At 30.1% G+C, this 12,756-nt stretch carries 14 protein-coding genes; 9 read left to right on the top strand and 5 right to left on the bottom strand.

Annotated elements, in window-relative coordinates:
• Positions 1 to 111 precede the first annotated feature (111 nt).
• The 6 genes from B4A23_RS03490 to ctlX all read left to right on the top strand — a co-directional run bounded on the left by B4A23_RS03490 (position 112) and on the right by ctlX (position 6,037).
• A complete protein-coding gene (locus B4A23_RS03490; RefSeq protein WP_115000244.1) occupies positions 112 to 2,346 on the top strand; it encodes a RelA/SpoT family protein in 2,235 nt (744 codons plus the stop codon).
• 43 nt (positions 2,347 to 2,389) lie between these two features.
• Complete coding sequence (locus B4A23_RS03485) at positions 2,390 to 2,659, top strand: hypothetical protein (RefSeq protein WP_291116904.1); 270 nt, start codon at positions 2,390 to 2,392, stop codon at positions 2,657 to 2,659.
• A gap of 39 nt (positions 2,660 to 2,698) precedes the next feature.
• Positions 2,699 to 3,130 (top strand): hypothetical protein, encoded by a 432-nt coding sequence (locus B4A23_RS03480; protein ID WP_291116901.1) that lies wholly within the window; start codon positions 2,699 to 2,701, stop codon positions 3,128 to 3,130.
• Positions 3,127 to 4,104, top strand: a complete 978-nt coding sequence (locus B4A23_RS03475; RefSeq protein WP_180904365.1) for an amidohydrolase family protein — start codon at positions 3,127 to 3,129, stop codon at positions 4,102 to 4,104. The genes B4A23_RS03480 and B4A23_RS03475 overlap by 4 nt, the downstream gene beginning before the upstream one ends.
• A 78-nt stretch (positions 4,105 to 4,182) precedes the next feature.
• Complete coding sequence (locus tag B4A23_RS03470; protein WP_291116897.1) at positions 4,183 to 5,097, top strand: dimethylarginine dimethylaminohydrolase family protein; 915 nt, start codon at positions 4,183 to 4,185, stop codon at positions 5,095 to 5,097.
• 1 nt (position 5,098) lies between these two features.
• Positions 5,099 to 6,037: a citrulline utilization hydrolase CtlX gene (gene ctlX / locus B4A23_RS03465; RefSeq protein ID WP_291116894.1), complete on the top strand. Its 939-nt coding sequence runs from the start codon at positions 5,099 to 5,101 to the stop codon at positions 6,035 to 6,037.
• 36 nt (positions 6,038 to 6,073) lie between these two features.
• Here ctlX and B4A23_RS03460 read toward each other — a convergent pair whose 3' ends face one another.
• The 4 genes from B4A23_RS03460 to B4A23_RS03445 all read right to left on the bottom strand — a co-directional run bounded on the left by B4A23_RS03460 (position 6,074) and on the right by B4A23_RS03445 (position 9,513).
• A complete protein-coding gene (locus B4A23_RS03460; RefSeq protein WP_291116891.1) occupies positions 6,074 to 6,835 on the bottom strand; it encodes a TIGR03915 family putative DNA repair protein in 762 nt (253 codons plus the stop codon).
• Complete coding sequence (locus B4A23_RS03455; protein ID WP_286514034.1) at positions 6,835 to 8,100, bottom strand: putative DNA modification/repair radical SAM protein; 1,266 nt, start codon at positions 8,098 to 8,100, stop codon at positions 6,835 to 6,837. The genes B4A23_RS03460 and B4A23_RS03455 overlap by 1 nt, the downstream gene beginning before the upstream one ends.
• Before the next feature lie 73 nt (positions 8,101 to 8,173).
• Positions 8,174 to 8,602, bottom strand: coding sequence for a hypothetical protein (locus B4A23_RS03450; protein WP_219034605.1), 429 nt, complete (start codon positions 8,600 to 8,602; stop codon positions 8,174 to 8,176).
• A gap of 95 nt (positions 8,603 to 8,697) precedes the next feature.
• Entirely contained in the window at positions 8,698 to 9,513 is an 816-nt protein-coding gene (locus B4A23_RS03445) for a hypothetical protein (RefSeq protein WP_291116887.1), read from the bottom strand.
• A gap of 124 nt (positions 9,514 to 9,637) precedes the next feature.
• Between B4A23_RS03445 and B4A23_RS03440 the strand changes: the two genes are divergently transcribed.
• The 3 genes from B4A23_RS03440 to B4A23_RS03430 all read left to right on the top strand — a co-directional run bounded on the left by B4A23_RS03440 (position 9,638) and on the right by B4A23_RS03430 (position 11,610).
• Positions 9,638 to 10,051, top strand: a complete 414-nt coding sequence (locus B4A23_RS03440; RefSeq protein WP_221854462.1) for a DoxX family protein — start codon at positions 9,638 to 9,640, stop codon at positions 10,049 to 10,051.
• The gene (def, locus tag B4A23_RS03435; RefSeq protein ID WP_291116883.1) at positions 10,048 to 10,749 is read left to right on the top strand and encodes a peptide deformylase; all 702 of its coding nucleotides are present in this window, start codon (positions 10,048 to 10,050) and stop codon (positions 10,747 to 10,749) included. Before B4A23_RS03440 ends, def begins: the two co-directional genes overlap by 4 nt.
• Positions 10,750 to 10,824: 75 nt before the next feature.
• Positions 10,825 to 11,610 carry an alpha/beta fold hydrolase gene (locus B4A23_RS03430; protein WP_125349375.1) on the top strand — a complete coding sequence of 262 codons (786 nt, stop codon included), beginning with the start codon at positions 10,825 to 10,827 and terminating at the stop codon, positions 11,608 to 11,610.
• A 36-nt stretch (positions 11,611 to 11,646) separates the two neighbouring features.
• Here the strand turns inward: B4A23_RS03430 and B4A23_RS03425 are convergent, their stop codons facing one another.
• Positions 11,647 to 12,756 (bottom strand): DUF6438 domain-containing protein, encoded by a 1,110-nt coding sequence (locus B4A23_RS03425; RefSeq protein ID WP_291116880.1) that lies wholly within the window; start codon positions 12,754 to 12,756, stop codon positions 11,647 to 11,649.

The raw sequence follows: 12,756 nt of genomic DNA, 5'->3' as shown, positions 1-12,756 counted from the left end.
TGAATATTATAGTCTATAAAAAATAAAATATTGTATATTTAATCCTTCGAAGAAAGCAGGTAAATAAAGGGAATTAAAGCTTTTTTCTAAATCAACAAAAACATAAGAAAGATGGATACGCCTCATGTTATTACAGACGAACAATTAGAGAGAGAGAACATTGAGATAACGAGACGTTATAAAGAGATGCTTCAAAATACATATGTCACTTTATCAGATGAAGATAAAAAGCTGATTCGTAAAGCTTTTGATTTGGCTGTTGATGCGCACAAAGATCAGCGCAGAAAAACAGGTGAACCATATATTTATCATCCGATTGCTGTTGCCAAAATTGTTGCTGACGAAATTGGGCTTGGCGCTACATCAATTTCTGCGGCTTTAATGCATGATGTAGTAGAAGATACAGAATATACGTTAGAAGATATTGAGAAACTTTTTGGAAAAAAGATTGCAAAAATTATAGATGGATTAACAAAAATTGCTGTCTTAAATAAACAAGATGTTTCGATACAATCAGAAAATTATAAAAAATTATTGCTGACTTTATCTGAAGATGTTCGTGTGATTTTGATCAAAATTGCCGATCGTTTACACAATATGCGTACGCTAGAAAGTATGCGCGAGGATAAACAGTTGAAAATAGCATCCGAAACCATTTTTATTTATGCGCCTTTGGCTCACAGAATGGGATTATATAACATCAAATCAGAATTGGAAGATTTGAGTTTGAAATACACTAAACCAGATGCATATTTTAATATTGAACATAAATTAACAGAAACAGAAGCCGAAAGAAAAAAATACATTGATGATTTCTGTAAGACTATTTCAGAAAAACTTGAAGCCGAAGGTTTAGAATTTGAGATAAAAGGTCGTTCAAAATCAATCAATTCAATTTATCGAAAAACGGTTAATCAAGGAATTCCTTTCGAGGAAGTTTTTGATTTGTTTGCGATTCGTGTAATTTATCGTTCGGATAAAAAGAATGAAAAATTCTTAGCTTGGAAAATTTATTCGTTGGTAACGGATTTATTTATTCCAAATCCAAAACGTATGCGCGACTGGATTTCTCAACCCAAAACAACGGGTTATGAATCGCTTCACGTAACGGTTATGGGACCACAAGCACGTTGGGTAGAAGTACAAATTCGTTCTGAAAGAATGGACGAAGTTGCCGAAATGGGTATCGCAGCACACTATAAATACAAAGAAAATGTATCGGACGACGAAACAAAAGTTGATGAATGGATTCATCAAGTTCGTGAAATGTTGGAGCAAGAAGATACTAAGGATGCGATTGAATTTATGGATAATTTCAAATTCAATTTGTATTCCAAAGAGATTTATGTTTTTACACCAAAAGGAGACTTGCATTCGTTGCCAAAAGGAGCGAGTTCGTTGGATTTTGCTTACTCTATTCATACCAATGTTGGTGACCATTGTTTGGGTGCAAAAGTGAACGGAAAATTATATCCGTTGTCGCACCAATTACAAAGTGGAGATCAAGTAGAAATCATTACATCAACACAGCAAAAACCAAAATTAGAGTGGTTAGAATATGTTGTAACGAGTAAAGCAAGAAGTAAAATTAAAGCATCCTTAAACTCAGATAAACGTAAAGTTGCAGAAGATGGAAAAGAAATTATTCAACGTAAATTAAGACATTTAAAGGTTGATTTTAGTGAAAATACGATTAATCAGTTACAGCAATACTTTAAGTTAAGTTCGAGCCAAGATGTATTTTATAATGTTGCAATGGGAATTATTGACAACAATGATTTACGCAAATTTGCAGAACGAAATACAGGCTTTACTGGATTAATTAATCGTTTCAGAAAATCAACATTCAATACAACTAAAAAAGATGATATTCCTGTCGACAAAACGAAATTAGATAGTCTTGTTTTTGGGAATGATGAAGAGCGTTTAGATTACGAATTAGCGAGTTGTTGTAATCCTATTCCGGGTGACAAAGTATATGGTTTTATCACAGTTTCAAAAGGAATAAAAGTACATAAAGTAGATTGTCCAAATTCAGTTTCTTTGCAAGCAAATTATGCTTACAGAATTATAAAAGCAAAATGGATTGATTCTTCTCAACAAGAGTTCAAAGCGTTGATTGAGTTACAAGGATTGGATCGCGCTGGAATGGTAAGTGATATTACCTTAGTTATTTCAAAAAATAACTCGTTGAACATGCATAGTATTAATTTATCTGAGGATGCTGGTATTTTTGATGGAAAGATTACGGTTTCTGTTAAAAATAAAGCCGAATTAGAAAAAATCATGATGGAATTGAAGAATATTGAAGGAATTCAATCTGTAAAACGAACATATAAAAATTAGTTTTTATAAAATATTTGTTTAACTTTATATAAATTAACTATTTATGAAAAAAATATTATTAGCTTTTGTATTTCTTCCAATGTTGAGTTTTGCACAAGATGTAAATGAATCTCCACGTAAAGGAATTTTTGATAGTTCGGTTATTAAAGAATCAAATGATCCCGCAGTTTTTCTAGATGGAGAAAGAGTAGATAAAAGTATTTTTACTAAAATGAATTCAGATGATATTAAATATATTACTGTTATCAAAACAGACAAAAAATATCCAAACGGGAAAATTGATATTGTTTCCAAAAAAGAGAAAGAATCATAACATAAAAGTTTGAGAAATCATGGAACAAATATTAATAATATGAAAAAATTACTATTAGCTTTTGTATTTCTCCCATTGTTGAGTTTTGCACAATCTAAAACTTTGAATGACACAATTCCTGGAATTAAAAATTCTAAATTAATCATTTGTAAACCAAAACAAGATTTAAAAATAGGTTATTCAATTGACGGAAAAGATGTTGATTATGCAAGTTTTATTGCAGTAAATATGGATTTAGTAGATCATGTAAAATTTACAAAGCCTAATTCAAAATATCCAGATGGTAAAATAGAACTTTTTCTTAAAAAAAATAAACAAACAAAAAAGTCCAACATTTTAGTTGGACTTTTTTATTCGCTGAAGTTACTAACAAAGGCACAAAGTTACAGAAATCTTTTTGATAATATCGCTTCATTTCTCTTGAATAATCTTGTTAATTTTACATCCCGAAAACAAACAAACTCACGATGAACAAACAAAACTATAATCCAATTGAAGAAGTACTTGAAAAAATCAACGAAAAAGGAGGTTGGGTTAATACGCATTCACACTTAGACAGAGCTTATTCATTGACTTCGGACACTTTCGCATTATCTAATTCTTACCTAAAAGAAAAATGGCATTTAGTTGATGATATGAAACGCAATTCATCTGTTGATGATATTTATTTCCGAATGGAAAAAGCAATTAATTTCATGTTAGAGCAAGGTTGTCAAGCAATTGGTTCTTTTATTGATGCAGACGAAGTAATTGAAGATCGTAGTATACAAGCGGCTCAACGCTTAAAAGATAATTACGGAAAAGACATCGAAATGCGTTTTGCAAACCAAGTGTTGAAAGGAGTTATTGATCCAAAAGCGCGCGAATGGTTTGATATGTCTTCTGACTTTGTGGATATTATCGGAGGTTTACCTGCAAAAGATTTCGGTAGAGAAGATGAGCATTTAGATATTTTATTATCAACTGCAAAATCAAAAAATAAATTGGTTCACGTTCATGTTGATCAATTTAATACAGACGAAGAAAAAGAAACCGAGCAATTAGCGTTGAAAACGATCGAACACGGAATGCAAGGGAAAGTTTCTGCGGTTCACTCAATTTCTGTAGCGGCTCATCCAAGAAAATACCGTTACGAATTATATGATTTAATCAAAAAAGCAGATATGCACATTGTTTCTTGTCCAACTGCATGGATTGATCATAATCGTACAGAGCGTTTGGCGCCTTCGCACAATTCAGTAACGCCAGTAGATGAAATGATTCCAAGAGGAATTAATGTTGCCTTCGGAACAGATAATATTAATGATATTTACAAACCTTTTTCTGATGGTCATTTATTAACAGAACTGCGAGTAATGCTGGAGTCTTGTCACTTTTATGATGTGGAACAACTTTCAAATATTGCAACAGTAAATGGCTTGAAAGCTTTAGGAATTCAAAAATAAAATGTATATTTATACAAAATTAAATCTCGCAATTGCGGGATTTTTTTTGGAACACAAAATTAAAAACCACAATAAATTATGCGATTAAATGTACAGAATGAAACGGCTCAACTGCAAACTGTAGTCTTGGGTCGAGCAGAATCTAACGGAGCTAATCCTACACTTGATCAGACGTTCGATGCCAAATCTTATGAAACCGTAAAGAATAACGATTATCCAAAAGAAGAAGATTTGATTGCGGAAATGTCAGAATTTGAACAAGTTTTGAAGAAATATAATGTTGAAGTTTTACGTCCAACATTGATCGAAGATTGTAATCAAGTTTTTTCTCGTGATGTCGGTTTTGTAATTGATGATGAATTCTTTATCTCTAATATTATTCCAGATCGTTTAGAAGAATTACAAGCCTATCGCGAAATAAAACGTCAATTCAAAGGAAATAAAATCAATGCGTTACCAGAAGAAGTTTATGTAGAAGGTGGCGATGTAATTTTGTATAACGATTATATTTTTGTTGGAACGTATAAACAAGCTGATTTCAAAAATTATAAAACAGGACGTACAAATGTTGAATTTGTAGAGTATATCAAAGCTAAATTTCCTAATAAAAAAGTCTTGGATTTTGAATTAAAAAAGAATGATGAAGATCCTTACGAAGGGATTTTACATTTAGATTGTACGTTTAATCCTGTTGGGAAAGACAAAGCGATTATTTATAAAGACGGCTTTTTATTTGAGCATGAATATCAGCAAATTATCGATATTTTTGGGAAAGAAAATTTATTCGAAGTGACAAAAGAAGAAATGTATTGGATGAATCCTAATGTGTTTTCAATTTCTCCTGAAGTTGTTGTTTCTGAGAAAAATTTTACACGTTTAAATGATCATTTAGAAAATGTATGGAACATAAAAGTGGAACGAATTAATTACCGCGAAGTCTCTAAAATGGGTGGTTTATTGAGATGTTCTACAATGCCTTTAATCAGAAAATAACATGAAACAAAAACAATATACTTCAACTATTTTAATGGTTGAGCCAATAGCTTTTTATTACAATCCAGAAACGGCTGTTAACAATTATTTCCAAACAGAAACAACAGATTCACAAGAGAATATTCAGAAAGAAGCGTTAGAAGAATTTCAAGGAATGGTTTCTGCTTTGCGTTCAAAAGGTGTAAATGTTATCACGATCAAAGATACTGCTTCGCCACATACGCCAGATTCAATCTTCCCAAACAATTGGATTTCTTTTCACGATAACGGAAATGTAGTATTGTATCCGATGTTTGCAAAAAACAGGAGAGAAGAGCGTCGTGAGGAAGATGTATTGAGTTTGTTGGAAGAAAAAGGTTTTCATATTGATGACGTGATTGATTTTACATCGGCAGAAGAAGACGAAATTTTCTTGGAAGGAACAGGAAGTATTATTCTTGATCGTGAACACGAATTGGCTTATGCATGTATTTCTCAACGAACTGACGAAGATTTATTGATTGAATTTTGTGAGGAATTAGAATATACACCAGTTATTTTTCATGCGAATCAAACTGTAAATGGAGAACGCAAACCTATTTATCATACCAATGTAATGATGTGTATTGCAGATAAATATGCAATTATTTGTTTGGATTCTATAGATGATAAAAAAGAAAAGAAAGCGGTTTGTGAGTATTTGTTAGAAGCTGGAAAAGAAATTATTGCAATTACAGAAGTGCAAATGCATCAATTTGCTGGGAATATGTTGCAAGTTGGAGGTTTAGGACAATCATATTTGGTAATGTCGCAAACGGCTTATAATTCACTTAATCAAGAACAAATTTCTAAAATTGAGGCTTATAATCCAATCTTACCTGTTAAGATAGATTTGATTGAAAAATTAGGAGGAGGAAGTGCTCGTTGTATGATGGCGGAAGTTTTCTTACCAAAAAAGTAAAAAATACACAAAAGGCTACGAATTTCGTAGCCTTTTTTAGTTATATTCTGTTAAGTGTTTCCAAAAACGTTTGGGCATCATTTGGATTTGTAACTTCGAATTTTTTCTTGCTTCGATTGTTGTCGAATTAAAATAAGATTTCCATAATTCTTGGTACAAATTCTCATTTACATCAATGTATTCAGTTGGAGTAGTTGAAGATTTTGGTGTAAAATTTAATTGTATTTGTTGAACATTTCCAGAAGATTTTTCATAATAAATTCCATATTTTCGAATCTTTTCGTAAATAATCCAATTCTGGTCAGCATATCTTTTTCTGAAATGATTAATAATTAAAGGTAAAACATTATATTTTGGATCAGTTTTCGCAAAAAATAAATCTTGATTAATCTTTTCAAAACGGATAAATGCTTCATGATGATGCTTTTCTCTATGAACTGATCGATACATTTTCATAACATAAAAAACATAATCATTTCCATAATTTAATTGAACTGCAGCTGTTTCATTTATAATTAAACAACAATAATAAAACAGCTTTTCGTAGGCCTCAGCTTCTTCTGACAAGAAAACAGCTTGTACAGCTTTGTAACTGGTTTTATTTAGTTTGTCTTTTAGTTTTTTATGTACTCTTTTTGCTTTTGTTTTATCTGTAATCACAGTATAAACTTCATCAAACATCGACGGCAAAAAATCTCTTTCAGAAACTACTTTTATTTGCTTCGGTTTTCTAACATAATAATCAAAAATCAGCGTTAAAAAACCTTCAAAACTATTATCAAAAACATAAATTTCCATTAGTCAAAAAGATTTAATTGATTTGGCTGATTTTTAAGATATTTACTTTTACTAAAACTCAAAATTCGGTTTTTAATTTGAGAATCAAGCAAATCTTTTTGTTGAAATTGATCATCTGCACACGTCATGAAAAATTTTGCTCTATTGTAAGCAATTCCAAGACGTTTTAATTGATAAGAATAGATTTTTCCAAATTTTCGAGCGGTAACAATTTTCTTCGCAGATTGAACACCAATTCCCGGAATTCTTAGAATTAAATGATAATCGGCTGTATTAATATCAATCGGATAAAGATGTAAATTTCGTAAAGCATAGCTCAATTTTGGATCGATATCAGTATCCAAATGAGGATTTTGTTGATTAAGAATCTCCGTTACATCAAATTGATAAAAACGCATTAACCAATCTGTTTGATACAGTCTATTCTCTCGTAACAAAGGCGGTTGAGTTCCGATAGACGGCAACATATTATCATTGTGATTGATTGGAATAAAACCTGAATAATATACACGTTTCAACTGGAAATCATTGTAATATTGATTTGCTGTATACATAATTTGCATATCATTTTCGGGCGTTGCACCAATCACCATTTGTGTAGATTGCCCAGCAGGAACAAAGGTTGGAGTAGATTTGATTAATTTCCGTTCAGCATTAAACTCAACTCGTTGTTGATGAATAAATCCTAAAGGTTTTTTTACATCTTCGTGTGATTTTTCTGGTGCAACTAATTTAAGTCCTTCTTCTGTTGGCATTTCGAGATTTATGGACATTCTATCAGCATATAAACCAGCTTCTTTCAATAATTCATCACTCGCTCCAGGAATTGTTTTGAGATGAATATATCCATTAAAATTCTCTTCAAGACGTAATTTTTTCGCAATCAAAAGCAAGCGTTCCATTGTAAAATCAGCGTTTTTGAAAATTCCAGAACTCAAGAATAAACCTTCAATATAATTTCGACGATAAAAATTAATAGTTAAATCAACTACTTCTTGCACTGTAAAAGCAGCACGTTTTACATCATTACTTTTTCGAGAAACGCAAAAAGCACAATCATAAATACAATGATTCGTTAATAGAATTTTGAGTAAAGAAACGCATCGACCATCTTCTGTAAACGAATGGCAAATCCCCGACATAGATGCATTTCCTAAGCCTTTGTTTTGGTTTTGTCTTTTACTTCCGCTCGATGAACACGAAACATCATACTTCGCTGCATCTGCTAAGATGCTCAACTTTTCATTAATTCGATCAAAATTCATTCTACTTTGCTTTATACAAAATGAATTCTTTTAAAAGTCAAACAATGTCGCTGAAAAAAGTTTAACAAAAAAATTAATCATATTCTAAATTGATTAAAAGTTCAGTCTTTAATCGGCTGATAAAATTACAATCTAATTCAGCAAGAAGAATATCAATTAGTTGTGATAAGAAATCGCGATGAATATAATTAAATACAAAGGTTTTTTCATTGGTCATAAAATAAAAATCAAAATGACTAAAATAACCTGAAATTGATTTAATCTCTAATGCTGGAAGTTCTTCGGGTTGAAAAAAATCGCTTAATTTTGCACGATAATCATGAATTTTTTTGATAGAATTTGAAGTAATATCAACATATTCTAAGTTTAAATCTTCAATCTCATCTGAATAAAATTGAAATAAAAATTCGTTTTTAGGATAATCATTTATGTACAAATTGAAACGATTATCTTTTTGGTATAACTGAAAAAGTCGATTAAATTCTTGCACATTATTGATCATAATAGATGAAGTTAAATAATTGGTTTAAATAAATTTAAAAACATTTAGTTAAATAATCAAATAAAAAAGAGCCAAATTAGCTTGGCTCTTGTATTTTAGTAACGTATTGTTCTTGTTGTATTTGAAATTGGTTGATCGATATCTTTAACAAATTGTGTTCGTTTGATCCAATTTTTGTGATTATCGTATTGATATTTAATCGTTGATATATTTTTTACTTTTCCTGTTTCATCAATCACCGTTTCTTCGATAATATTATTGTTTTCATCAAATTTTCGCACATATTTATTGACTTGTTTATTGTTTTTGTCCATATAAGTTTCTTCTATTGGATTGCCTTTCGCGTCATTTTTATAATTCAACGTATAAGTTCCTTGGTTATATTTTACCAACGTTTTGACTAAAAATCCATTTTGATATTGAAACGTTTTTTCTATATAAACATCCGAATCTTCCAATAAATTAGTTTCTCTTTCGTAAGTTACATTCTGATTTTGATCTAATTTATATTCCGTTTTAGAAACATTAACATTATTTTCGCTTTTTGTGACAATGTAACCGTCTGTTGTATATTCGTAATCAAAATTGAAAACTAAACTTTCGTCATTGTTTTTCATTTCTCTCGAAATCAATTTATTCGATTCATTGTAATTAAATGTTTCAGCAAAAGTTTTATTTCCAGCTTCATCAAAATAATCACGTTTTGTTGGATTTCCATCTTTATTATACGTTGATTTTGTGTAATATTCGGTTTCATAACCTTCTATAAACTTCATGCGAATACGTGCTTTTTGCATCGATTCTTCAATAAAAGTTGGATTTCCTAAAACATCATTTTGCTGTAATTCAGATTTTTGAGCAAATGCAAAACCTGAAAATAATATCGTAATTAAAGCAATGTTTTTTAACATATGTTGTATTTTTTTATTCTTGAATAGAAAGATTAACCAAAATTAATCCAAAAATGTAGATTTCTTGATCTATTTAAAGGTGAACGTAAAAACTAGAACTTATATTTGAAAAAAAATAAAAAAAATGAGCACAAAATTTAAACTTTTAGGAAATCAGCCTGCATTTATCGATTTATCATTGTTATTAGTACGTTTAGCTGCTGGTGGATTTATGTTTACACACGGATTCGGAAAATTACAAAAATTAGTCAATGGTAATTTTGAATTTGGTGATCCAATTGGACTTGGACCAGAAGTATCTTTGGGTTTAACGGTTTTTGCAGAAATTCTTTGTGCTTCTTTAGTTTTAGTTGGATTATTTACTCGTTTGGCAGTGATTCCACTAATCATTACGATGTTAGTTGCTGTATTTATCGTGCATGCAGATCATGATTTTGGTAAAAAAGAATTGGGATTATTCTACTTAATCAATTATTTAGTTATATTTTTATCAGGCGCAGGAAAATATTCTTTAGACAAATTGATTCTTAAAAAATGATAAAAACATTAACCTATAGCTTATTGATTTGTACTTCTGCATTATTTGCTCAATCAAAAAATATGAAAAACATTGTTTATACGCCATTAACAAAGGCAGAAACGACATTAATAAAAGAAAAGAAATTCTATGATCCTTTTCGTGTTTTATTAACGACTTCGGATGCAGATACAAAAACCTTAAAATCAAGTTCTATTGATATTGATCCAAAAGATCCGTTAATCAAATTATTGGCTGATCGTATGTATGCGACTGTACAAGATGAGGCGAGTAAAGGTGTTGGAATTGCTGCTCCGCAGATTGGGATTAATCGCAACGCGGTTTGGGTGCAACGTTTTGATAAAGAAAACGAACCTTTTGAGTTTATTATCAATCCAAAAATTACTTGGTATTCGGACATTGTTCGTCACGGTCGTGAAGGTTGTTTGTCTATTCCTGATATTTTCGGAAAAGTGTATAGAAGCTTGGTTCTTCGATTAGAATATTATGATTTGGATGGGAATTTTCATGATGAAACAGTAGAAGGTTTTACAGCGGTTATTTTTCAACACGAATACGATCATTTAACAGGAACGTTATTTACAGATCGTATGAAAGAACAAGAAAAACTAAATTATGTGAAAGCAGAAGTAATGAACGATGTTTTTTACTTGAAAAAGACTAGTTCTTTTACAGACGACGACGATGATGATGATTAAAAATTTCTTAAAACGTAGAAATTATTATGCTTGGCATAGTTTTTAGTTTAATTTTGCAAAAACTTATTTAGAAAATTGTTAGCATACACTACATATAATCATCCAACGAGCACAGAATGGGTGACTTTTGTTCATGGAGCAGGAGGAAGTTCTACGATTTGGTTCAAGCAATTGCGTGAATTTCGCAAACATTTTAATGTTTTACTAATGGATTTGAGAGGACACGGACGTTCTAAGAAAAACTTGAAAGCGCTTTTCGAAAAACGTTATACTTTCAAATCAGTTTCAAAAGATGTTATTGATGTTTTAGATCATTTAAATATTGATAAAACACATTTTGTTGGGATGTCTTTGGGAACGATTGTGATTCGACAATTGGCAGAAGATTATTCGGAGCGATTTAAATCAATGGTGATGGGAGGTGCAATTATGAAAATTAATTTCCAATGTCAATTTTTGATTAATGTTGGAAATACATTCAAACATATGTTGCCTTATTTGATCTTGTATCGAATTTTTGCTTTCGCTATCATGCCAAAAAATACGCACAAAGAATCAAGGTTATTATTTATCAATGAAGCGAAAAAATTGTATCAAAAAGAATTTTTGAAATGGTTCAAACTTACTGCGGATGTCAATCCGTTACTAAAATGGTTTCGAAAAGTTGAATTGAATATTCCGACTTTATATGTGATGGGAGCAGAAGATCATATGTTTTTGCCTTCAATTCAGGAATTAACAAAAGCACACACCAAACATTCAGAATTAATTGTTATCGAAGATTGTGGACATGTCGTGAATGTCGATCAACCACAAATTTTTAACGATAAAGTAATTGAATATATTCATCGAATTAAATAAAAAATATTAAAAAAGCTTCCAATTAGGAAGCTTTTTTTAGTCTATATATCGTTGTATAAAATTATATCCTAAATCGTAATAATGTTTTTGATTATTTTCAAAAGTTAATTCAAATTGTTGACCATTTCCTTTTATACTAAGTAATTTACAAGGATTAATTTCTCCTAATTCTCCACCAAAATAATAGTAATAAAATTCTGTTTTATAGGTTTGTTGATTTTTTATTGATATTTTATTTGAAGGATGTTTCATTAATTCTGTCCAAAATAAGAAAGTTTGTGCTTTGCTTAATTGTTTTCCATTAACATTGATTAAACTGAGTAGTGGGAAGTATTCAGATTCGTGGTATTTCTTTTTATTATTCATTAAAGAACCTGAATAAGTAAGAGCTAATTCTAAACTCGAATAAGAAAGATTCATTGGATAAGCATAAACACGTATCGATTTTATAATTTTATCCTTCTTTATGACAAGTAACAAATCTTCTGATTGATCTGTAATTTGTTCTTCATAATTATCTTTTAATGAAAGTAATTCTGCGTCATTAATTTTCTGCTCTAAAAATTGATGAAATTTTTCATCTAATTTACCTTCAAAAACACCCTTTTTTCCATTAAAAGCTTCATTAGCGCTAATAATAGTTCCATTTTTTTGAATAGCGATATTTATTATACTACAACTTCCATAACAACCACTTGTCGTATAGATAATTTGATCATAATCTAATGGAGTTTTGGTATTATTATCTCTTCTTCCAAGTGTATCAAGACTCGAATCATTATTATATTTGATAACCATTTCTTCTTTATTTATTGATAAAATTTTAAAAAATGGTTTTGGTTTATTAATAGAATCAAAATAATGAACTGTTGAATCTCTTACATAGAATTTGATTGAATTACCTAAAAATTTAGTAGGTATAAATTTTTTATGCTCTCGAATTCCATAAGTTTCATAGATACCATCATAATATCCTTTATTATTATATATTGAATCCTGATCGAATTTATAAATAACTGGATCTAAAACTGCCATTCTAGTTGACCAGACACCTTGTATTTGTTCTAATAATTTATTGTCAGCTTCGGAATTATTTTTACAAGAAATAAAAGATAATATAAGTATAAAAAAATAGATGTATTTCAT

It is taken from the genome of Empedobacter sp. UBA7248 (assembly GCF_002472945.1).
GTDB classification, from domain to species: Bacteria; Bacteroidota; Bacteroidia; order Flavobacteriales; family Weeksellaceae; genus Empedobacter; species Empedobacter falsenii_C.
Note: the sequence above shows the minus strand (reverse complement) of the source record. Positions and strands in the feature narration are given on the sequence as shown.